Source organism: Prochlorococcus sp. MIT 1306 (assembly GCF_047304515.1).
In the GTDB taxonomy this organism is placed as follows: Bacteria; Cyanobacteriota; Cyanobacteriia; order PCC-6307; family Cyanobiaceae; genus Prochlorococcus; species Prochlorococcus marinus_D.
In genome coordinates, this window is record NZ_CP138959.1 from 2,245,654 (window position 1) to 2,268,935 (window position 23,282).

19 protein-coding genes are annotated in these 23,282 nt (G+C 50.4%); 13 read left to right on the plus strand and 6 right to left on the minus strand.

What is annotated here, in order from left to right; all coding sequences use genetic code 11:
* The first annotated feature begins 74 nt into the window (after positions 1-74).
* The 3 genes from acnB to SIB74_RS11260 all read left to right on the plus strand — a co-directional run bounded on the left by acnB (position 75) and on the right by SIB74_RS11260 (position 6,144).
* The gene (acnB, locus tag SIB74_RS11250) at positions 75-2,699 is read left to right on the plus strand and encodes a bifunctional aconitate hydratase 2/2-methylisocitrate dehydratase (RefSeq protein WP_063396568.1); all 2,625 of its coding nucleotides are present in this window, start codon (positions 75-77) and stop codon (positions 2,697-2,699) included.
* Positions 2,683-4,041, plus strand: coding sequence for a ClC family H(+)/Cl(-) exchange transporter (locus SIB74_RS11255; RefSeq protein ID WP_063396567.1), 1,359 nt, complete (start codon positions 2,683-2,685; stop codon positions 4,039-4,041). Before acnB ends, SIB74_RS11255 begins: the two co-directional genes overlap by 17 nt.
* Before the next feature lie 504 nt (positions 4,042-4,545).
* Positions 4,546-6,144: a B12-binding domain-containing radical SAM protein gene (locus tag SIB74_RS11260; protein ID WP_063396566.1), complete on the plus strand. Its 1,599-nt coding sequence runs from the start codon at positions 4,546-4,548 to the stop codon at positions 6,142-6,144.
* On the opposite strand, the gene SIB74_RS11265 is transcribed toward SIB74_RS11260, so the two are convergent.
* Positions 6,083-7,396, minus strand: coding sequence for an O-antigen ligase family protein (locus SIB74_RS11265; protein ID WP_082818528.1), 1,314 nt, complete (start codon positions 7,394-7,396; stop codon positions 6,083-6,085). The two genes, SIB74_RS11260 and SIB74_RS11265, sit on opposite strands and share 62 nt — an antisense overlap.
* Before the next feature lie 14 nt (positions 7,397-7,410).
* Complete coding sequence (gene purU / locus SIB74_RS11270) at positions 7,411-8,301, minus strand: formyltetrahydrofolate deformylase (RefSeq protein WP_011827570.1); 891 nt, start codon at positions 8,299-8,301, stop codon at positions 7,411-7,413.
* A 66-nt stretch (positions 8,302-8,367) separates the two neighbouring features.
* Here purU and SIB74_RS11275 point away from each other — a divergent pair, with 66 nt between their 5' ends.
* Positions 8,368-9,486 (plus strand): NAD(P)/FAD-dependent oxidoreductase, encoded by a 1,119-nt coding sequence (locus tag SIB74_RS11275; RefSeq protein ID WP_063396564.1) that lies wholly within the window; start codon positions 8,368-8,370, stop codon positions 9,484-9,486.
* Between the two features lie 1,744 nt (positions 9,487-11,230).
* On the opposite strand, the gene dnaK is transcribed toward SIB74_RS11275, so the two are convergent.
* Complete coding sequence (gene dnaK, locus SIB74_RS11280) at positions 11,231-13,141, minus strand: molecular chaperone DnaK (protein ID WP_063396563.1); 1,911 nt, start codon at positions 13,139-13,141, stop codon at positions 11,231-11,233.
* A gap of 130 nt (positions 13,142-13,271) precedes the next feature.
* On the opposite strand from dnaK, the gene SIB74_RS11285 reads away from it, so the two are divergent.
* The 4 genes from SIB74_RS11285 (at position 13,272) to SIB74_RS11300 (ending at position 15,622) form a co-directional block, all read left to right on the plus strand.
* A complete protein-coding gene (locus tag SIB74_RS11285; RefSeq protein ID WP_041375294.1) occupies positions 13,272-14,183 on the plus strand; it encodes a shikimate dehydrogenase in 912 nt (303 codons plus the stop codon).
* Positions 14,184-14,207: 24 nt separating this feature from the next.
* A complete protein-coding gene (locus SIB74_RS11290) occupies positions 14,208-14,672 on the plus strand; it encodes a Tic20 family protein (RefSeq protein WP_011827574.1) in 465 nt (154 codons plus the stop codon).
* A 78-nt stretch (positions 14,673-14,750) separates the two neighbouring features.
* Positions 14,751-15,125 (plus strand): 30S ribosomal protein S6, encoded by a 375-nt coding sequence (gene rpsF, locus SIB74_RS11295; protein ID WP_011827575.1) that lies wholly within the window; start codon positions 14,751-14,753, stop codon positions 15,123-15,125.
* 44 nt (positions 15,126-15,169) lie between these two features.
* Positions 15,170-15,622, plus strand: coding sequence for a DUF5320 domain-containing protein (locus SIB74_RS11300; RefSeq protein WP_063396562.1), 453 nt, complete (start codon positions 15,170-15,172; stop codon positions 15,620-15,622).
* A gap of 15 nt (positions 15,623-15,637) precedes the next feature.
* Here the strand turns inward: SIB74_RS11300 and SIB74_RS11305 are convergent, their stop codons facing one another.
* Both SIB74_RS11305 and SIB74_RS11310 read right to left on the minus strand, forming a co-directional pair.
* Entirely contained in the window at positions 15,638-16,843 is a 1,206-nt protein-coding gene (locus tag SIB74_RS11305; RefSeq protein ID WP_063396561.1) for an argininosuccinate synthase, read from the minus strand.
* The gene (locus tag SIB74_RS11310) at positions 16,843-17,073 is read right to left on the minus strand and encodes a hypothetical protein (RefSeq protein ID WP_231906121.1); all 231 of its coding nucleotides are present in this window, start codon (positions 17,071-17,073) and stop codon (positions 16,843-16,845) included. The genes SIB74_RS11305 and SIB74_RS11310 overlap by 1 nt, the downstream gene beginning before the upstream one ends.
* Before the next feature lie 81 nt (positions 17,074-17,154).
* Between SIB74_RS11310 and SIB74_RS11315 the strand changes: the two genes are divergently transcribed.
* The 5 genes from SIB74_RS11315 to purT all read left to right on the plus strand — a co-directional run bounded on the left by SIB74_RS11315 (position 17,155) and on the right by purT (position 21,110).
* Positions 17,155-17,430 (plus strand): DUF3134 domain-containing protein, encoded by a 276-nt coding sequence (locus tag SIB74_RS11315; RefSeq protein ID WP_041374996.1) that lies wholly within the window; start codon positions 17,155-17,157, stop codon positions 17,428-17,430.
* Between the two features lie 61 nt (positions 17,431-17,491).
* Positions 17,492-18,613 carry a phospho-N-acetylmuramoyl-pentapeptide-transferase gene (gene mraY / locus SIB74_RS11320; protein WP_063396559.1) on the plus strand — a complete coding sequence of 374 codons (1,122 nt, stop codon included), beginning with the start codon at positions 17,492-17,494 and terminating at the stop codon, positions 18,611-18,613.
* 105 nt (positions 18,614-18,718) lie between these two features.
* A complete protein-coding gene (locus SIB74_RS11325) occupies positions 18,719-19,333 on the plus strand; it encodes a hypothetical protein (protein ID WP_369818046.1) in 615 nt (204 codons plus the stop codon).
* Positions 19,334-19,602: 269 nt separating this feature from the next.
* Positions 19,603-19,851 (plus strand): hypothetical protein, encoded by a 249-nt coding sequence (locus tag SIB74_RS11330; RefSeq protein WP_063396557.1) that lies wholly within the window; start codon positions 19,603-19,605, stop codon positions 19,849-19,851.
* Between the two features lie 80 nt (positions 19,852-19,931).
* Positions 19,932-21,110, plus strand: coding sequence for a formate-dependent phosphoribosylglycinamide formyltransferase (gene purT / locus SIB74_RS11335; protein WP_063396556.1), 1,179 nt, complete (start codon positions 19,932-19,934; stop codon positions 21,108-21,110).
* 5 nt (positions 21,111-21,115) lie between these two features.
* On the opposite strand, the gene SIB74_RS11340 is transcribed toward purT, so the two are convergent.
* Positions 21,116-23,239, minus strand: a complete 2,124-nt coding sequence (locus SIB74_RS11340; RefSeq protein WP_063396555.1) for an HAD family hydrolase — start codon at positions 23,237-23,239, stop codon at positions 21,116-21,118.
* Positions 23,240-23,282: the final 43 nt, after the last annotated feature.

Genomic DNA, 23,282 nt, shown 5'->3' on the forward strand with positions numbered 1-23,282 from the left:
TCGATCTCCTTCCAGGAGGGATCGACGGCAAATAACAATAGAAGGGCCATGACCGCTGCCGAGGAATCACCCAAATGCTGAGTGCTTATCGCCAGCTCGCCGCCGAACGTGACGCCCAGGGCATCCCTCCCCTGCCCCTCACTGCCGAGCAAACCCAAGCACTCACCTTGGTTTTACAGAATCCACCAGCAGGAGACAGCTCTGAACTGCTGTACCTGCTGCGTGAACGCATCCCTCCAGGAGTCGATGAAGCTGCCTACGTGAAAGCAACCTGGCTGAGTGCTATCGCCCAGGGAAACAGCAAGAGCCCACTCATTACTCCATTAGAAGCCACAAAACTGCTTGGCACGATGATTGGGGGGTACAACGTTGCAGCTCTGATTGAGCTGCTGCAACACAATGACCACGAGCTAGCTGAATGCGCCGCTACAGGCCTGAGTCGCACCCTGCTCGTCTACGACGCTGTGCATGACGTTATCGAGCTAGCTGAAACCAATCGCTTCGCCAAACAAGTTGTAGAAAGCTGGGCCGCCGCTGAATGGTTCACCTCAAAACCAGTCTTAGCCAAAGAGATCACAGTCACAGTCTTCAAAGTTGATGGTGAAACCAATACCGACGATCTATCCCCCGCCACCCATGCCACCACCCGACCAGACATCCCCCTGCATGCTCTGGCCATGCTGGAAACACGAGATCCCAATGCCCTTGCCAAGATCATCAGCCTGAAGGCAAAAGGCCATCCCATTGCCTACGTGGGCGATGTGGTGGGTACGGGCAGTTCTCGCAAATCAGCAATCAATTCGGTGCTTTGGCACATAGGAGCCGATATCCCTTTCGTACCCAACAAGCGATCCGGCGGCGTCATCCTTGGCGGCAAAATCGCTCCCATTTTCTTCAACACAGCGGAAGACTCCGGCGCCCTCCCAATCGAATGTGATGTCAGTCAGCTGCAAAGTGGCGATGTGATCACCATCCGTCCCCATGCCGGCACCATCGAACGGGCCTTCGGAGAAGACAAAGCAGGCGAAATCGTTGCTCACTTCAAGCTCAAACCAATCACCATCAGCGACGAAGTGCGCGCGGGTGGGCGTATCTCCCTACTGATCGGCAGAGCACTAACCGACAAAGTGCGATCTCAATTTGGACTTTCAACATCCGATCTATTCGTCCGCCCAGGAGACACTCCTGAAACGAGCAAGGGGTATACCCAGGCCCAAAAAATCGTTGGTCTTGCCTGTGGGCTCGAAGGAATACGACCTGGGACAAGTTGCGAACCGCTGATGACAACTGTAGGCAGCCAAGACACAACTGGACCAATGACTAGAGACGAAATGAAGGAGCTCGCCTGCCTGGGATTTGCAGCAGATCTAGTCATGCAAAGCTTCTGCCACACCGCTGCCTACCCGAAGCCTGTAGATCTACAAACCCAGAAAGAACTTCCCGATTTCTTCGCCCAGCGTGGTGGTGTAGCACTTCATCCAGGCGATGGGATCATCCACAGCTGGCTGAACCGCATGCTTCTGCCAGACACAGTGGGAACAGGCGGCGATAGCCACACTCGTTTCCCCTTAGGTATTTCTTTCCCCGGAGGTTCTGGCGTGGTGGCTTTTGCTGCAGCCATCGGTGCCATGCCACTAGACATGCCGGAATCTGTACTGGTTCGTTTCAGCGGCTCACTACAGAGCGGCATCACACTGCGTGACGTCGTCAATGCCATCCCCTGGATCGCGATTCAAGAAGGTCTACTCAGCGTAGAAAAAGCCAAAAAGCTCAATGTCTTTAGCGGCAAAATCATGGAAATCGAAGGATTACCTGATCTGAAGCTGGAGCAAGCCTTTGAACTAACCGATGCCACTGCTGAACGTTCCTGCGCTGGCTGCACGATCAAACTCTCTGAATCAACGGTTGCTGAATACCTTCGCAGCAATATTGCATTGCTAACAAACATGATTGCCCGCGGTTATCAGGATGCTCGCACCCTGGCAAGACGTATCAAAGCCATGGAAGCTTGGCTGGCAAAACCAGAATTAATTAGCGCTGATCAAAACGCAGAGTATGCCGAAATCATCAATATCAATCTCGACGAACTCAAAGAACCCGTACTGGCCTGTCCCAACGATCCCGACAATGTAAAACTACTCAGTGAGGTTGCAAACAATCCAGTGCAGGAAGTCTTTATCGGCTCCTGTATGACCAACATCGGCCACTACAGAGCTGCCGCAAAAATTCTTGAAGGGTCTGGAACCAGCAAAGCTCGCCTATGGGTTTGCCCACCAACAAGAATGGATGAAGCCATGCTTCAAGAAGAGGGTTACTACAAAATCTTCGAAGCGGCAGGGAGCCGCATGGAAATGCCTGGTTGTTCATTATGTATGGGCAATCAAGCACGCGTGGAAGACAACACAACCGTTTTCTCCACAAGCACTCGAAACTTCAACAATCGACTAGGCCAAGGAGCCCAGGTCTATTTAGGCAGTGCTGAGTTGGCAGCAGTATGTGCATTATTAGGCAGAATCCCTACACCAAAAGAATATCTTTCGATCGCAACAGAAAAAATCGATCCCCTCTCATCTGAGCTTTATCGCTATCTAAATTTCAACCAGATTGATGGCTTTGCAGATCAAGGGCGCGTGGTAAGTAACGACATACAAGCAGAAGTTCTTGCAGAGTTTTCACCCACCCATGGCCATGCCGAATGATCTAAACCAGCAACAAAATCTGATGCAGTCCAGTCGCAGCATCCGCAAACTCTTAGAACAGCGCTGGTTTGTGGTTGTGCTGGCTCTGATGCTTACGGGCCTTGGAGCTGCCCTCACAGGAGTGCTTTTCAAAGCTGGTATCTATAGCCTCGCCAAGTGGCGATTCCAACTTCTTGAACTTCTTCCGCCTTGGATCGTTCTACCAGCCCTTGGTGCCACAGGAGGCTTGGTTTCTGGGTTGCTTGTTTCTGGTCTAGCCCCCTCTGCGAGCGGTTCAGGGGTGAGCCACATCATGGCATTTTTACGCCATCGATCCGTACCAATGGGATTGAGGGTTGGGATGGTCAAGCTAGTCGCAGGAGTGATCGCCATCGGCAGTGGTTTTCCACTTGGTCCAGAAGGACCAGCAGTGCAAATGGGAGGCTCTGTCGCTTGGAAATTTGCTCAATGGTTAAAGGCACCAATCGCCTTTCGCCGAGTCATTGTCGCTGCTGGAGGTGGGGCAGGTCTGGCCGCTATTTTCAGTGCGCCAATTGGAGGCTTTGTTTATGTAATTGAAGAGCTACTTCATTCTGCAAAACCTGCAGTCTTGTTGCTGGTGGTTGTCACCACCTTCTGGGCTGATACTTGGGCCGATGTGTTCGGATTTCTAGGGCTAAGTCCATCAGCTGGAAGTCTTAGCAAAGGCGTGGGCTTTCAACTGGAACGTGAATACACACCCCTAGTGCACTTTCTACCAATCGACCTGGGCTACCTAATCGCCCTTGGGTTGGTCACTGGAGTCTTGGCGGAGTTTTACTGCCGCTACGTCCTAGCGATGCAACGCAAAGGTAAAACCTGGTTCGGCAATCGACTCGTTTTAAGGATGGTGCTCAGTGGTGGTGTACTCGGAGGGGTTTATGCATCTCTTCCTGAGAGCTTTAGGAATTTGGATAACCTCCAAGATCTGGTCGGTGGAGGAGAAGCTGGTCCTCTGATGGCTCTCAGCACCTTCGTCGTGCTGTTTTTCACTACAGGGCTAGCAGCTGCCTCAGGAGCACCAGGAGGCTTATTTGTCCCGATGCTGACCCTAGGAGGAGCAATCGGCCTGGCCTGTGGAGACTGGGCAGAAATGCTCACTGGCCACGCACCCAGTACCTTCATTTTTGCAGGCATGGGAGCGTTCGTAGCCAGCTGCTCACGCACACCGATCACAGCCATGTTTTTAGCCTTCGCACTAACAAAAGATTTGCTAATCCTCAAACCAATTCTAGTGGCATGCCTATCAAGCTTTCTCGTATCTCGCCTCTTTAATGAACACTCAATCTATGAAAGACAAATCACAATGGAATACAAAGAGTAACCAATCGAAAGAAGCAATCTACTACTTATAATATCTAAATAAACTGGATAATTTGCAGACAGCCCAAATCTATCCTCTAGAAAAATTATGCAAAGAGAATCAAGACAACCCATATTATTTGGATCCTCATGATCTGCATAATAAGACTCGTAAATATCCGCTCCTGAGCTCAAGACTTCAGCCAATATTGCCATTAAATATCACAATAACCTAGATCCCTAAAAGGCAGGTAGTCATATAAATTGTTACTCTATCAATATAAAGTGAAGCAAGGAATTTGCTAAAGACAGCTGGCAGGTCAAAACATATAATCAAGCAAGATCAATCAACCCAATAATGCAGGGTTGATTCCTTAATCATTGATTTATTGACGTAAATCAGATGGTTTTGCACCCGATGCCAATAGCCTCTTCAGGATGAACTGATGTTGCCAAGGTTGACCTCCTGAACAAGGAAACGCTCCTATTCACCCCCGCCGTTCCCGAACCTGGAGCGCTCCGAGCCGTGCTGGCGTTCCCAAGCACATACAGCATTGGGATTACCAGCCTGGGATATCAAGTTATCTGGGCCACCCTCGCTAAACGTGAAGACATCGATGTAAGGCGGTTATTTACCGATCAAGGGGACATCACCCATCGCACCTGCGACCTGTTCGGACTCTCCCTGAGCTGGGAACTGGATGGTCCGGTATTACTGGATCTACTTGAGCAACAACGCATCCCGCTATGGAGTCATCAACGCGGAGACAACAACCCAATTGTTTTTGGTGGTGGTCCTGTACTCACAGCTAACCCCGAACCCCTAGCTCCATTTTTCGATGTGGTGTTGTTGGGAGACGGGGAAGAACTTTTGCCAGCCTTCATCGATACGCTCCAACAAGTGAAACAGTTGCCACGAACTGATCGCCTGCGAGCTCTGGCAAAGATTCCAGGTGTCTATGTACCAAGGTTCTATGAACCCATCTACGACGCTGACGACACCCTGCTGACAGTAAAGCCCGTCGAATCCGACTTACCCCCCTCAATCGCGAAGCAAACCTGGCGCGGCAACACCCTCACTCATTCCACAGTGATCACGCCAGATGCTGCCTGGCCAAACATCCATATGGTTGAGGTGGTGCGCAGCTGCCCAGAACTTTGCCGATTCTGTCTTGCCAGCTATCTCACACTGCCCTTCCGCAGTCCATCCTTAGACGATGGACTCATCCCTGCCATTGAGAAAGGACTCACCGCCACTAAGAGACTTGGACTACTAGGCGCCTCTGTTACCCAACACCCTCAATTTGGTGAGCTACTGCAATGGTTAGACAAAGATCGCTTCAACGACATCCGCCTCAGCGTTAGCTCTGTACGGGCAGCCACAGTGAACTCAGAATTGACCAGGATCCTGAACCGCCGCGGCAGTAAATCACTCACAATTGCCATCGAAAGCGGCAGCGAGCGCATTCGCGCAATGATCAATAAAAAGCTTGCTCAAGAAGAAATTTTTGCGGCTGCCAAATATGCGTTTGAAGGCGGCCTCAGGGGCCTGAAGCTCTACGGCATGGTTGGACTGCCTACCGAAGAAGACTCCGATATAGACGACACGAGCAATCTGTTACTGAACCTCAAAAAAACAACCCCAGGCTTACGCCTCACTCTGGGAGTCAGCACCTTTGTCCCTAAGGCTCATACTCCCTTTCAATGGCACGGGATCAACCGTAAAGCGGAGAAACGACTCAAACAACTAGCAAAACAACTGAAACCAAAAGGCATTGAGGTGCGACCAGAAAGCTTCGGATGGAGCACGATCCAGGCTCTGCTGTCACGCAGTGACCGACGTCTCGCCCCTGTGATTGCATCTGTCCGGGGCTCACACAACAAACTAGGCAGCTGGAGAAAGGCTTACAAAGCAGCACGCGAAGGGGATCTCAGTACAACGACTGAACAAGCCATACCACTGCCCCGCCCACCCGCCTGGGAAGAAGTGGTGCATGAATCATGGGAGCCATCACGAACACTTCCCTGGACCCATCTAGAAGGACCCCTCAACCAAAAGCAACTCATCGAACATCATCATCAAGCCCTAAACGAGCATGGTGGAGTGACTGCTGGGGAAGAATGATGCAACGCAATCCAGCCAAAAGAATCCAGCCGGCAATGTTGAGCCGACTATCAAAGAAAGGCATATCACTAGCATGCATCACCACCAGGATCAAACTTGCCGTCCACCAAGCACGGTCAAAGACCGTGCTACTCAAACCTCGGCTTATCAAGACTCCACCAGTCAACACACCACGTCGCAAGACTGTGATCAAGAGAGCTAAAACAGTCCCCACCACTAGCAAAGCCACGGGTATCCCATGGCTCACAGCAAGTTCAAGAGGAAGGTTATGGGCATGGCCATGCCACTGACCAGTCCGCAGCGGATAGAGCACTGAAAAAGCAGCAGCCCCCCAACCAAGCCAAGGACGAGAATCAATGAACTGCAGAGCCACCCCCCACTGGCTCATGCGAGTTGACATCAACTCACGATCCTGGATATAGCGCATGTCATTAAGACGCGCCCAAATACCCTCAGGCACAAACGTGCGTGCCCACTGCTGCAAACCTGAAGGACTGCCTGGTAATGCTGCAAGGGTCACTGGTAACAGCGCTAACACCATCAACGGCAACAACCAGGGCCACCTGGCGGGCCCAAAAACAAAGGGAATCGCCAACATCAACCCTCCCCAAGCATTTCGTGAGTCGGTGAGAACCAATGCAGCCACAACAGCAATAGCGACCCCAAAAGCCACACTGCGTTGAAAACGACTGAGGGCAGGCTGAAGCAGAGCTGCCAAACAGAATGGCCAAACCAAGGCCAACCAGGCTCCAGCAATATTTGCGTAATCAAATAGACCAGATAAACGGCCAGTAGGCTCACCCCCTGGAGCCATGAACCAGACGATTAAGCCACCGAACAATTGCCATGGCCCCTGCCATCCCCACCAGAGCTGTCCGAGACCGGTAATCACCACAGGCAAAGTGCCAGCGACAAGCCAAAGGGCACAACGTCGTCGGGCTTCATCACTAACTAAATAAGGCTGAAAACCCCAAAAAGCCCAAAAGAAAGGCAACCAATTCCCCAGACCAACCCAAGCACGTCCACCCGAATAGGCCTGAACGCAACCAACCAGCATCAACAGTGCGGCAATCAGCAAAGGCCAATTCCAGGGATCGCGCCAAAACGGTTGCTGTCGCTGACAACTACCAAGCACCAGGGCCGTAAGCAGCAACAAGCCTGCCAACAATGCACTGGAAGGCAACAAAAAAAGCCCCCACTGGAAAGCAAGCCATCCAATGGAGGTCGCAGCAGCAGGGCGACATCGAGCCATCCAAGCCAACACCGTCATGCAAAAACAGCGGTTCTACCGCGATAGACCATCACCTGGCGACAAAGATGCAATCTCAAGGCCCTTGCCAAAGCGAGACGTTCTGTATCACGTCCTTTACGAATCAAATCTTCCACCTCATCACGATGGTTTACATGCTCGATGGTCTGCTCAATAATCGGCCCGTCATCCAGATCTTCAGTGACGTAATGGGCGGTAGCCCCAATCACTTTCACCCCTCGATCCCAGGCCCTGTGATAGGGCTGTGCCCCCTTAAAAGCCGGCAGGAAGGAATGGTGAATATTAATCACGGTGGGGAAACGCTCTAGAAAAGCACCACTAAGGACCTGCATGTACTTGGCCAACACAACGAGCTCAATCCGATGCTCAGCCAACAAATCCAGCATGGTTTGTTCCGCCTCAGGCTTGCTGGCAGGCGTCATAGGAACACACTCAAAACAAACACCAAACTCCCTGCATAAAGGCTCCAATTGAGAGTGGTTTGCAATCACAAGCGGCACCTGCATCGGCAACTCCCCACTGCGAGTGCGCCAAAGCAGATCCAACAGACAGTGACTCTGCTTGCTGGCGAAGATCGCCACCCGAGGGATCTCATCCGAAAAATGCAATTGCGCCTGACCCCCGAGGCGATCTGCCAGGGCATTTACAGCTGGTGCTATCGCCTCTCGAGGCAATCCGAAGCCCTCAATTCCAAATTCGATCCTGCTCAGAAACAGTCCAGCCCCAACATCCGTATGGTGATCAGCATGAAGAATATTGCCTCCATTAACAGCCACCCATCCCGACAACTCACTCACCAAAGCAGGCCGATCTGGACAGATGAGCTGCAGAATCACACGAAGCTTGTAACCGTAAGGATTCCATACAGCACCAAGAGGGGAGCTCACTCAACCTGATTGCAAAAACTCATTCTGTCTTGACGAACGTCAGCACCAAGAACACCTCAAAGTGAGATGCATTGCTCGTCAATATCAAGAATGACTGCTTCCACTGTTGCAATCATTGGCGCCGGTGCGGTTGGCGCTGGCACAGCCTGGTATTTAGCCAAGCATGGCCACCAAGTGATGCTGATTGATCCAAAACTGGATCAACCGATTAACAGATCAGGGGCCCTCCCGGGAACAACTGCTTCTCTAGGGGTACTCATGGGGCATGTTTTCAGGCGCAGCAGTGGACGAGCCTGGCGACTCCGACAACACAGCATGACCCTCTGGCCAGAGTGGGTTGCAGAACTGAGCAGTCAAGAGCATCCGCTCAAGCTCAACACGCCTCTGATTCAACTTGCGAGTAGCGAAGCAGAAGCCACCCTGATGAAGCAACTCACAGAACAACGGCAACATCTCGGCCTTGAGCTGATCTCACCAAACTCGAATCCCTGCATGGGCCGATCATGGCCAAACAGACAACATGGGGGCCTGATCTCTCATCAAGACGGTTATCTAGACCCGATCGCCCTACAAAAATGCCTACGGGCCGCCCTTCAAGAGCAACGCGTACAACAAATCCAAGAGCCAGTCGTCTCGCTGGAACGAAATTCATCTGTCGAAGACAAACAGTGGCGCCTTCAACTTGCGGGAGGAACAAATTTGAACCAAGAGGCTGTCGTGATCTGTGCAGCACTGGGCAGCGAAGCCCTGCTGGAACCACTAGGCCACAGTCTTCCCATGACCCCTGTGCTTGGACAAGTGCTGGATCTAGAGCTGATCTCAGATCAGCACAATTGGAGCGGCTGGCCTGCAGTACTCGTGAGCCATGGCATCAACCTGATCCCCCACGGACCCAATCAGATCTGGATAGGTGCCACTCTCGAGCCAGGAGTGCAACCAATAGCGAGCCACCTAAAGGCCATGCAACACCTCGAGGGAGATGCCCCGGCTTGGTTAGAAAGCGCGACTGTGAAAGACCAATGGCATGGATTGCGCGCTCGACCTGTCGAACGTCCAGCACCTCTTTTAGAAAAACTAGAGCCCGGGCTAATCGTGGCTACAGGCCATTACCGAAATGGCGTCTTGCTCGCCCCGGCCAGCGCTGCATGGGTCAAAGAGCAACTCACTAACGAGACAAGATCTTGACTTGACTCTTGATCAATTTTCAATCATCTAAAAAGGGGGCGTCCAAAGATCACCAGTTAGCTGCGTAAAACAGATCTCTATGAGCCTGTTGAGGCGCACTTTGATTGTCTGAATTCCTCGAGAAACCAGTGCCCATCTAAATTGACGAAGTGCCTAAAACGCTTTTTAAACGTACTCAATGCGTCAGAGGCACCTGCTTTATAGATGCTGAAGAAATAAAGCAAGAAATTTCACTTCAGAGTTATCTCTTTATCTCGGTGCCTGGCATAAAAGTGTAATAACAGACCAACAGGAACTACGGCCAGCAGAAAAGCGAAAATGGTTCCAAGGGTTTCCATAAACTTTTGGCAAATAGGATTTTGTATCCTTCAAGCTATAACACAGATCACTGCCGGAAGACAGTGGAATCCGCATCAACAAGTCGGAAAAGTTCATTAGAAATTCATATGCAGGTGTCATTGCAAGCAAGTCCTTGCTTCAATAAATGCAGATTGAACCTTCAAAATTACTGAAAGGGAAGGGCATAAAGGCTTTGATTTACCCTAAACGTGGCCGATGAACGCCTACACATAAAAAGCCTTATCGTGTCAATCAATGAATCCTTAATCCAATCATCATAAGATTGCCATTCAAAAAATTTGAGCTTCTTAATTTCCGCAATTTCCTGAGCATAATATATTGCAAGGTCGCAGAACTCTTAACGGCATAATTCCAAGTCATGAAATGACAATTCGGCCAGAATCTGCTTGCAGTTGTCATACATCAAAAAATAAGCAATCCTACTGAAATTAACATTTGCTGAAAACTATAGACTCTCCTTCACAACAGTAATCCCTGCTTCGAAGAGCTTTCTGCGTTGATTCTTTTGAGGCAAGGGATAAACCCCAGAAATTCAGAATATAGCGGAATCACCCTAGAGGCATTTTATAAAAATTGAAGTAACTAGGCCAAAAAAATGAATAAAGAGTTCCTCAACTCTTCAAACACTTGAAGCACGATTCAAGTGCTACCATCAAATCATTGATAGACTCCCAGCAACCCGTAAAAAGATTGATTCGATCAATTCTATCGCTAAATAAGTAGCAATGTATTCAGCATTGCAGAAGATGGCCTCTTCCTGTCATCATATTCGTAGAAATCAAAGCAGGGCATCTCCATCTGCTAAATCTCTGTAATCACGTGGCTCAATATTGATTGAATTGACTACTACAAGACAATCAAACAGCAAATCATTAGGCAGCAAACCATCAGCCTCCAACAGACTCTTGCCTCTCAATTGAACTCATGCATAGAAAATAATCAGCTCTCAAAGTTGATCGCCTAATCAATATAATTTTTTCTCAAGGCTAGAAGTCATTTGGCCTATTTTGTAAATTTTGGATCTTCAGTCTATCCAGAGAATATTTTGTCATGCCAGCCCAAGGTGATGTAGAAGCCGCTAATTACCAGTGAAAGTCAAGCAACACACTGAAAGAGATGTCACCATTTTATATATAAGACAGGGGACTTTACATAAGACATCCACTCATTTCAATCAACTCTGATCAAGTTTAATCGCTGATCAACAAAACCTAAACAATCCTTCGTTGCTTGATCCATTCTTAGCCACTGAAAAGATACAAGCATTCATGCCATATAGGCTAACCATATATCAAAAGTAAGGCCAATGTTGACCAAGACTACTTTATGACTATTGAGAAGCATACAAATGATACTTTATGGCATCAACAAGCTAACTATCCAATCACTTCGACTCAGTAAATTCTGCGTCAATCACATCATCACCACTACTGGAATCACCAGCACCAGCACCAGCCGCGCCAGCATCAGCGCCGGATTCTGCCGCGGCAGCACCCGCCTGCTGATAAACAGAAGCGCCCAAGGTATAAAGCTCCTGCTGCAGTTCCTCCAATTGTGACTTCATCGCATCAAAGTCATCTTTCTCAATGGCAGCCTTAAGCTTGACGCGCTTATCTTCCACCTTTGCCTTTGAATCAGCATCAACCTTGTCAGCCAACTCTCCGAGCTGCTTTTCCGCCTGATAAACAAGAGTCTCAGCCTGGTTCTTAATGTCAATGCGCTCACGCTTTTCTTTATCAGCTGAGGCATTGGTCTCAGCATCCTTAACCATCTTCTCAACCTCATTTTCAGAGAGGGTTGAAGCACCAGTAATCGAAATACTTTGCTCCTTACCGCTACCCTTATCCTTGGCATTAACACTAAGGATACCGTTAGCATCGATATCAAAAGTCACCTCAATCTGAGGAACACCACGAGGGGCAGGAGGAATTCCATCAAGACGGAATGTTCCCAAGCTCTTATTATCAGAGGCCATCTCACGTTCACCCTGAAGCACGTGAATCTCCACATTGGTTTGTCCATCAACCGCCGTGGAATACGTTTCCGACTTCTTCGTAGGAACAGTCGTATTACGCGTAATCATCTTGGTCATCACACCACCAAGAGTCTCCACACCCAAGGAGAGAGGAGTGACGTCAAGCAGCAAGATGTCCTTAACTTCACCAGCCAATACCCCGCCCTGTATGGCAGCGCCTACTGCAACAACCTCATCAGGATTGACAGTCTGATTGGGATCTTTACCCGTAACCCTCTTAACAAGTTCCTGAACTGCAGGCATGCGGCTGGAGCCGCCCACCATCACGATTTCGTCAAGTTCACCAGAAGAGAGTTTGGCGTCCTTAAGAGCCTGCTCCACAGGTACACGACAACGATCAATCAGCTTTGAAGCCAATTCCTCAAATTTGGCACGTGTCAGGGTTAGATCGAGATGCTTAGGCCCCTCAGAGGTAGCAGTAATAAATGGCAGGTTGATCTCACTTTGCGTAGCACTGGAAAGCTCGATCTTGGCTTTCTCTGCCGCCTCAGTGAGCCGCTGAAGAGCCTGCTTATCCTGACGCAGATCAATACCTTCATTGGCCTTAAAAGTTGCAGCCAGATGATCAACAATCACTTTGTCGAAATCATCTCCGCCTAGATGAGTGTCACCAGAGGTAGATAGAACCTCAAAAACACCATCACCTACCTCGAGCACAGAAACATCAAAGGTTCCACCACCCAGGTCAAACACCAGAATTCGCTCATTGCTCTTCTTATCGAGGCCATACGCCAACGCAGCCGCGGTTGGCTCGTTAATGATGCGTAGCACCTCTAAGCCAGCTATCTTGCCGGCGTCTTTGGTGGCCTGTCTCTGTGAATCATTAAAATAGGCAGGCACCGTGATCACTGCCTGGGTTACGTTCTCACCGAGATACTTACCAGCGTCCTCAGCTAACTTGCGCAACACCTGAGCACTTACTTCCTCAGGAGAAAACTGCTTATCAAGAACCGGGCACTTCAACCTCACATTAGAGCCAGACTTCTCAACCTCATAACTCACTTCCTTCGATTCTTCGTTCACCTCATCAACCCGACGACCAACGAAGCGCTTCGCTGAATAAAAGGTGTTATCAGTGTTCATCACCGCTTGGCGCTTGGCGATCTGGCCAACCAATTGATCCTGATTTTTGGTATACGCGACCACGGAGGGAGTTGTTCTAAACCCTTCAGCGTTAGCAATCACGACGGGCTTGCCACCCTCCATTACGGCGACACAACTGTTCGTGGTTCCAAGGTCAATGCCAACAACCTTTCCCATTCGTGCCGACCTCCTAAAGATCTCTGTCTTGAACAGGTGCATCCTCGGCAGTGAGGCCACTTAGAGGCGAGGTGTGGTTCCCGAACAGCTCGCCCGGCAGGCTGGGCACAGAACCGATCAAGCAATGGGAATGATTAGCGGCACAACCTCCCTAATAGGCCTGCTCGGCCAACCAGTGCACCATTCCCTCTCACCAGTGATGCAAAACGCAGCCCTCACTGCAATGAATCTCGACTGGTGCTACATGGCCATGCCCTGCGAAACCAACGATCTGGCCAATGTGCTCTGCGCTCTGCGTTCAATCAACTGCCTTGGCCTGAACATCACCATCCCCCACAAACAAGACGTGGCCAAAACCTGTCGAGAGCTCAGCCCACTAGCAAAACGACTTAAAGCCGTCAACACTCTGATCCCTCATGTCGACGGCGGCTGGACAGGCACCAACACAGACGTGGCCGGTTTTATTGCACCCCTTCAAGAAAGCAAGTGCGAGTGGCATGGGCGTCGTGCCGTCGTGCTCGGTTGCGGTGGTAGCGCCCGCGCAGTCGTTGCAGGTCTGCAAGATTTAAAATTGGCTCAAATCATGGTGGTTGGCCGCCGATCTGATGCGCTGAAGAGATTTCTCGATGATCTCCAGCCCAACCCAGCCAGCTCCGAATCTGATTGCCAAGTGCTCTTGCAAGGAATTCTCCAACAGGACCCTGCTCTGGTTGAACAGCTAACCAAAGCCGATCTGGTGGTCAACACCACACCAGTAGGCATGTCCCAAAACCGTTCAGAAACATCAACTCCTAGAGCGCCAATGCCCCTGGGGAAGAACATTTGGCAAAACCTAAGCCCAAAGACAACTCTCTATGACCTTATTTACACACCAAAACCAACCGCCTGGCTGACCTTAGGAACTGAACATGGCTGCCATTGCATAGATGGCCTCGAAATGCTTGTTCAACAAGGCGCTGCCTCTCTAAGGCTCTGGAGCGGCAACAACCAGGTGCCTGTCGAAGAGATGAGAAAAGCTGCTCTGGGCTGGCTCACGGTTTAGCGTCATAGCAGTGATCTGACCCCCATGCTGATCCCTATCTGGCAACGATTGCTGGGAGTGCTGATTTACATGCTCCCTTGGAGCGACACCATTCCATTTGGGCGAAGTTTATTTGTGCAATTTCCATTGCTTGAATTGCTTGCACTTCCAGCCCTACCCTTCATGATCCTGGAACAAGGGATCCCGTTCGGAAGTCTTCTAATATTTTTCTTGCTCTTTCTTGCCGTTGTAAGGAACCCTAAAGTTCCCTATTTTCTTCGCTTCAACACACTGCAAGCACTACTAGTAGACATTGTTGTCGTACTGCTGGGCTATGCCTTCCAAATCCTTCTACAACCTCTTAGTGGTGCTTTCATGCTGCGCACGCTAACCAGCACTGTGCTGGTAGCAATGCTTGCCATCGTGATTTTCGCCCTCATCGAATGCCTAAGAGGACGTGAACCAGACCTGCCAGGTATCAGCCAAGCCGTTCGCATGCAGCTCTCCTAAAACAATGACCACAAAGAGATAGGCTGGTCGCTCCGTCGCTCACTGCCGTGAGCCTTTAAGTCCCTGTCGGAACAACTGATGAGTCAACAACCTTATTACGAAACCATGTACATCCTCCGGCCGGACATCCCGGAAGAGGAAGTAGAAACCCATGTCACCAAGTACCGCGAGATGGTGACTGAAGCAGGGGCAGAGGTCCTCGACAATCAAATGCGTGGCAAGCGACGCCTGGCCTATCCAATCTCAAATCACAAGGAAGGCATCTATGTGCAGCTAAGCCACAACGGCAATGGACAACAAGTGGCCGTGCTGGAAAAAGCCATGCGTCTCAGTGAAGACGTGATTCGCTACCTAACTGTGAAGCAGGAAGGTCCTCTACCCGCTCCCAGAATCGTCCCAGGGAGTGAACCTGAGCCAGTAGAACAGCAGGAAGCCGCAGCCGTAGAAGCCTGATCAACACCATTGTTGAAAAAGCTGCTTGGCGTTAGCTTTCTGCCATGCGCGCTGCCCATCAAGACCATCAAAGCCCTCTTCCAATTTGGAAGAAACAGGAAACACAACAAGAAAATAAAAAAATAACCAGACGTGATGCCATCCAACAATGGCGACAATCAACAGGCAAGTTGCTGCTAACCAAGGCTGAGATCAGATCTAACTGCAAAGACAATCCTTATGACCAACAAGAACTACTTAAAAGTCAAATCAAAGACCTTAAGGAGCAAGTTCAGGAATACGAAGCCCTCCTAAAGGAACTCCCTGATATTTTCGAACGAAAATTTCAACAACGACTCATCCCCCTACTAGAGCGCTATCGCCTAATCACGCATACTCAAAACTCTGCTATTCAAACAGAGTCAATCATGCTTGAGGAGCCTCACACATTAAAAGTGCCTTCCCTGCTTCGCACAAGATGGCTTGGAGGCAGAGGACAATCTCCACAAGAAAACTAATCAAAAGATCACAACTTAGCCTCGCCGAGCTGCTGCCCAAAGGCGACTTGGAAGTCCCCAGATGTAGATAAATCCTTCAGCAGCCCTGTGGTCAAAGTTGTCCTCGCTGCCATAGGTAGCCATCTCAGATATATACAAGCTGTTGGTGTCAGAGCTCCGGCCAATCACCATGGCATTGCCTTTATGGAGACGAATCCGCACCAAGCCATTCACATAAATCTGAGTGCGCTCCATGAATCCATCCAGAGCATCCTTCAAAGGGGAAAACCAAAGACCCTGATAGACCAGCTCAGCCCATTGCATCTCCAATTGACGCTTCATGCGCAACACATCCGCAGCAAGTGTCAAACTCTCCAATTCCTGATGAGCACGAATCAATAAAAGTAACCCTGGAGTTTCATAAATCTCCCGACTCTTGATACCAACCACCCGATTCTCAATGATGTCAAGGCGACCGAAACCATGCCGTCCAGCAAGACGATTCGCCTCCTTGATCAAACCCACCGAATCAAGTCGCACCCCATCAATAGCCACAGGATTACCAGCTTCAAATCTGATCTCAATGTCCTGAGCCTGAGAGGGTGCAGCGTCAATCGAGGAGGTCATGGCAAAGACCTCCTCGGGCGGAGCCACCATCGGATCTTCAAGAGGACCCGCTTCAATACTTCGACCCAACAGATTCAGATCAATCGAATAAGGCGATTTCTTACTCACGGGGGCAGGGATCCCACAACGTTCGCCATAGGCGATCGCCTCCTCTCTGCTCATGCTCCATTCCCGAGCGGGAGTTAGCACCTTGAGATCAGGTGCTAGTGCTGCAATGGCCAAATCAAAACGCACCTGATCGTTGCCTTTACCCGTACAGCCATGAGCAACCGCATCGGCCCCGACCTCCCTGGCAACCTCTACCAACCGACGAGCAATCAGGGGGCGAGCTAAAGCCGTAGACAGTGGATAACGACCTTCATAAAGAGCATTGGCACGAATCGCCGGCAAAGCAAACTCTTCTACAAAAGGCTCTATCAAATCTCCCACCAGAGACTGACTAGCACCAGCATCAAGAGCCTTAAGGCGGATGGGATCAAGCTCATCGCCCTGACCTAAATCGGCAGCAAAGGTGATCACCTCGTCTACCCCCCATTCATGCTTGAGATATGGGATGCAAACGCTGGTATCAACACCACCGGAATAAGCAAGCACCACCTTCTTCGCACGCCCCATCAACTGGACTCCGAATCACAATTCAAAGATTCTCCCTTCCCGTTGACCAAAGACCCGGAATCAGTCGTAGGAAATCCCTCCCGCATGACCCAAATACCGAGGCCAACCGCAGGAGCAAAGAGCAACAACGCCACCAGGAGGGGCCGAATTACAAAAGGCTCAGGATGCAACAGACCCCAAAACCGCAAGCCAAAGCTGAGTAGTAAGGCCAAGCCCCAGGCAAAAACCATCAAGATCAGCTTGGAAGAAAAAAACACCTGATCAAAGGAAGTCAATGAACTATGTTGGCTGATTGGTCTATGTCCTCACAAATGAGCGCCCTCGATACGATCAACCTGAGCGCACTCGACGGCATCAACCCTGCTCTTACGCGCTATAGAAGAACAGAACCTGCCCCTGTTTTGCCCCTACGCGAAGAACCAGATCTGCTGAGTTGGCTCGAAGCAAGTGGAAGGCTAGTCGCCGATGAAGAATCCACCTCACCAGAGGTCAGCACAGTAGAGGAAGAGGAGCTTTCGGCCTTGATGGGAGAGAAAGAAGATTACAAAGCCGACGACGAACAAACAGAAGAAAACTGGGAAGAATAGCCATTTTCTCAAACCGAAGAAGCCTGCTCACTTCATTACGCACCGCCAATCAAGCCCTGACGTGAGCAACTCTCCGAAGCCATTGGCTGATACGGATACACAAAGGTGGTGGACTAAAGGGACAACGTCCGCAAGCTTGCTCGGGATCGTTATCTTTGCTGCAAGCTTCACATCGGACCGCTTCATAGCCAACAGTCTGCTCAGCTTGCCGTTGATGATTTCAACACTGATTTCAGTGCTGATCGCAAGCTGGGGCATCCCGAAGTTAAGGGCCCTAAAAATGGGGCAAGTGATTCGAGAAGACGGACCACAGACTCATCAGCGCAAATCTGGCACACCAACCATGGGTGGGCTGCTAGTCGTGCCAGTGGGGCTCATCATCGGAAGTTTCGTCAGTGTGAATGGCGAAAGCAGCGAGCAACTGCTAGCTCTGTCATGCATCACCCTGGCTTACATGGTGATCGGTGGCTTCGACGACTGGCGCAGTCTCACGCGCGGAACCAACACTGGTCTTACCCCTCGGGGAAAACTTCTACTTCAAACCGCAGCCGGCCTGATCTTTCTCGCTTGGGCGGGCTGGCAACACTGGATCGACTCCAGCATCGCCCTGCCCCTTGGCATGTCCATCCAGATGGGATTCATGATCTGGCCACTAGCACTGTTCGTGTTCCTAGCGGAAAGCAACGCCACCAATCTCACCGACGGACTCGATGGGCTAGCCAGTGGCTGCGGGGCGCTTGTCTTCACTGGGCTAGCCGTGCAACTGATGCTCAGAGGTAATGATGGCAATCCTGTACTGGCAGGCTTCTGCATGGCAATGGCAGGGGCCTGGCTCGGTTTCCTGATGCACAACCGCAACCCAGCCCAGGTGTTCATGGGCGACACAGGCTCACTAGCAATGGGGGCCGCCTTGAGTGGAGTCGCAATCCTCTCCAACAGCCTCTGGCCGCTATTGATCATGGGTGGTGTGTTCTTGGCTGAATCCCTTTCTGTGATTATTCAGGTATGGGTTTTCAAAGCCACCAAAGGACCTGACGGAGTTGGACGACGCGTGTTCCGTATGGCGCCGCTTCACCACCACTATGAAATCGGAGGTGCCGACGAGCAAATGGTGGTGCGAAGATTTTGGTTGAGCACTGGAGGCTTAGTGCTACTAGGTCTGCTATTACGCCCCACTGCATAAGTGCTGGCATGAGTTACTTCTATAAGAAATAAAGATGCACTTTTAAACTCACTTCTTGCAAGCAACTCGTATCAGTTTCAGAATATCAATACCGAAATGAAGATCATGAAACTACAGGGCTGGAATATCACTGCTTGGGTCGCTGGCATGATCCTTCTGATGCTTACCATCTTTTTCGTTTTGAGCGGATGGAGTGCCGAAACGATCACCGCAGGCATTGATTACACCGGCAGAAGTTCTCTATTTCTCTTCTCCATTGCCTTTACCGCATCGAGTGTCTATTCCCTCTGGAAAACACCTTTTACGACCTGGACTCTTCACAACAGGCGCTACATCGGACTGAGCTTTGCAGCCTCGCACTTCATTCACCTCATCCTGATTGTGTTGATCTCTTTGAACTTCCCAGAACCTTTTCTCGAAGATCAGCCGATGGGAAAGTGGATTTTCGGTGGTATTGGTTATGTGTTTATTTTCCTGATGGCCTTGACTTCCACTGATCAAGCCCAGCAATGGATGGGTATGAAAAATTGGAAGAGACTTCATTTGATTGGCAGCCACTGGCTTTGGACCGTCTTTCTGCTCACCTACGTTGGACACACACGTGAAGATCCAAAGTTCTACATCCCGTTCCTTGTTTACACATTGGCCTTGCTTCCTTTGAGACTTATCAAGCACACACCCCCGAAAGCACTTCACGGAGCAGCATCCTTAACTCACTAAAATCCAAGTCTTATCAGGCAAAGTGAGCGTTTTGCTGGTGCAAACAAAGCCAATGGGGGCAAAGGCCAGCAATTCTCAATTGTGTCGCGCTTATTGAGAACAACCTCTCTCGATCGGGCAGGTTTGTGCGCCGATAATGATTGAACTGTTGAGACAGAAAAACTACCAACGAGAAAAATCCATACCAACCCAATAGCAAATGTGGTCTGCGGAACCTCGAAGCTTCAAACACCCAGTCGTCATCACCATCAATCTGGTGTATTAAAAAAATGAGTTACTTCACTTGGAAAGAGGCTGGTCTCACAAGCGACTGCGCAAGCCTTGAAGCCATGGCTTCCCGTTTCGAAGAGGCTGCAAGTCTGATGCGACGCATGGCCCGAGAAGGCTTTCGGCTGGAACAGAACATGAAAAAACAACGCATCACTCATCCTGATCCCGGTGTATTCGAAGCCTGGGGGTTCATCAGCGAAGAACCAGCCTTTCGACAGCTCACGCTGATCCCTGATCTCAAAATGTAAAGGGATCTCAAATACCACTTTTAAGGCAATTCCCCTAACCAGCCGAGCGCGAAGATCAACTCATCATCAACACCTTCATGATGACTGTCTTACCAAAAACCTTGCTGTTACTTGGCAGCGGAGAACTCGGCAAAGAAATAACAATCGCCGCTCAACGGTTGGGCTGCCATGTCATCGCCTGTGATCGATACTCCGGAGCCCCGGCCATGCAAGTAGCAGACCAAGCAGAGGTTCTGGACATGAACAATTCAGAAGCCCTCACAGCCATCATCAGGCATCACCAACCGGATGTAGTCATTCCAGAGATCGAAGCATTGGCAGTCAATGCACTGGCAGAGCTTGAAAACGAAGGAATCACAGTGATCCCTACGGCCCGAGCCACAGCCGTAACAATGAATCGCGATCGAATCAGAGATCTCGCCAGCGAAGAATTGGCTCTACTGACCCCAAAATTTGCTTATGCCGGCAGTGCCGAAGAACTCAGACATGCAGCTGAGCCCCTGGGCTGGCCAGTGGTGGTCAAACCAGTCATGAGCTCCTCCGGCAAAGGCCAAAGTGTGGTTAGCAATCCTGAAGGCCTTCGGCAAGCCTGGCAAGCCGCTATGGCAGGGTCCCGAGGCAACTCACCGCGAGTCATCGTGGAAGAGTTCCTTCACTTTGATCTAGAAATTACCTTGCTCACAATTCGCCAAGAGGATGGCTCCACCCTCTTCTGCGAACCAATCGGGCATGAACAAATTGGAGGAGATTATCAATGCAGCTGGCAACCAGCAGAACTCTCTACTGAACAACTCAAGCAAGCCCAATCAATGGCTCTGACTATTACCGAAAATCTTGGTGGTGTGGGATTGTTCGGGGTGGAGTTCTTTCTATGTGGCAATGAAGTAATTTTCTCTGAACTATCACCAAGGCCTCATGACACCGGACTTGTCACCCTAATCAGCCAAAACCTTAGTGAATTCGAATTACACCTGCGCGCAGTGCTGAAATTACCTATTCCTACCATTCAAACTGCAGATGCAGCAGCAAGCAGGGTGATCCTGGCAAAAGACAATCTCTCATCCATTTCCTACAAAGGAGTGGAGAAAGCCCTCTCAGAAATTGACACCCAGATATTACTGTTCGGCAAACCCAATGCTCGACCAGGGCGTCGCATGGGGGTTGCTTTAGCCAAAGGCAAGTCTCTGGAAGCAGTTCGCTCTAAAGCTGATCGAGCCGCCGCATCCATCCAGGTAATAAAGGGCAAGAGTGTCAGTTAAGACTTTCAGAAAAACCGATAGTGATTTAAGCCATCTAAAAGTCCAAACAAATGCGGGCTGCTAGCAAAAAACACTCGTTGCTGATGTCGCAAACCATCCAGACAAGGATCATGCTCTGCAAGGACTACTGAAGCAGTCAATCCCCTTACCAATTCAGCATCGCCCTGTTGACTGGCAACAACCAAAATCTGCTCAAGAGGTAATCCCCAACGAAGAGAGAGATAGCGAATGGCTTCGCTTCGGGAAGCTCGCAAAGGCACCACATCCAAAAACCAATGACAACGCAAATGAGGACGTGCCGCCTGACTCCTTTGCCTTAAACGCTGACGGACGAGTGGCAAAATCGCCTCACCATGCTCTTTCAATAGATAACTCACCTTGTGAGGACCCTGCTCCTGATCGTCCTGAAGCGTCAAATGGTCCTTGAGATCAGCTAAAGCAGACACCACTGCCTGTCGCCGCCAATCAACGTCGATATGGGCCTGCCAAAAGCGATCCGACTGATCCTCCAATCCGTAATGGATTTCAGTACCCGCGCGACTAATCCAAACCCGAGGAGAAGGAAGATTCAGCTCTGCATAACGCTTTTTTGCAGCCTGCACAGAACGACCCGTCAATACTCCCAGACCATGCGCATCGCCAGAGCCAATGGATTCCAATCCCTCCCGCAGCGAAGCCAAACCCTCTGCCTCGGGTTCTTCGAGAGAACTATCAAGATCAAGCAACAACAAACTCTGCCCCAGTGGACTGCCCAGACACTCTTTATCTGTGGCCCAGATTCGTGGCTGAGACAATTCAAGACGTTGCTTCATCAATGCCAAGTAATGGCAAACATGAGCATCCCAACTGAAATGCCGACTGACCGCCTCAATCCCGTTATCACTCCAAAGACGCCACTGATCTGCGTCTGAACCAGCCTGCTCCATTACATCCTGAAGTGCCTCCAGATCAGTAACGTCAACCAACAAGCCGTTGTCACAACGAGCAAGGATGTCGCGTGGACCACCGTCATCAGTCGCCACCATCGGCAAGCCACAGGCCGCCGCTTCAAGCAAAGTGAGCCCAAAGGGCTCGGTAAGCGCTGGATTCACAAACAAACCACGATGCAAGGCTGCCCATCGGTAAATCGCTGGGATCTGATCACGACGGTGCTGTTTGGGATAAGCCACCCGGCCATAGAGGTCGTAACGATCCACGAGATCAAAAACCTGCTGGAACACCTCCCGCTGTTGCTTCTCCAACTGACGAGGATCATCCCGACAGCCGAGTACAAGCACAAGATTATGCCGTTGACGCAACACAGGCGAGCGGCCGTAAGCCTCCACCAAAAAAGGAATATTCTTACGACGCACAGCTCTGGAAATGGCCAAAAGAGGAGGTAAAGAAGGTTTCCTCAAAAAGGGCGCGAGCAATCCATCAACAACATCCGTTTCACTAGAAGATTGGAGTGGATGGAAGCGAATGGAATCAACGCCGGGAGGCACCACCTCCGCTTGCTCCGGAACAAAACGCCCATAGCGAGCGTATTGATGATCAATTTCCTGGCGAGTACTCGTAATCACCAAACTGCAATGAGCAAGAGTGAACTCTTCAGCATCAATGCGTTGACCAATGGCATATGTTTGCTCGATCTGTTCATGGTCTCCACCAACTCCCAACAGACGCCGCAACTTTTCCCTGCCCAAGGAATGACCTGTAAACACCAAGGGAACACCCAGCCTGCGACTCACAAGGGCTCCCACATAGCCTGCATCGGCGTAATGAGCATGAATCCAATCAGGAAGATGTTCTTGCTGCTGGAGATGGCTAACGGTCTGATCCGCTAAATCATCCAAATAGGGCCAAAACAACTCCTTGCGCAAATATCGTCTTGGTCCAAAAGGCAGCCTGATGATCTTGGCCCCAGGAGCAATATCCTCAATGGGATTGGCATAGTCAGTAGAAACACGACGATCATGAATTAAGCGGGTAACCACCTCAACCTGCTCAATTTCCGAACGCGCAGCCAGGCCCCTGACAAGCTCGAGCACATAAAGAGCCTGGCCTCCTGTATCAGCATCGCGACCCAATTCCAAGTCGTGAGATCGAAACAGTCCATGAAGATGCAGATGAAGCAATCTCAAACCCATCTGATGCCTCCAAGGCGATCAACGAAACCATCCAGATGCGGAT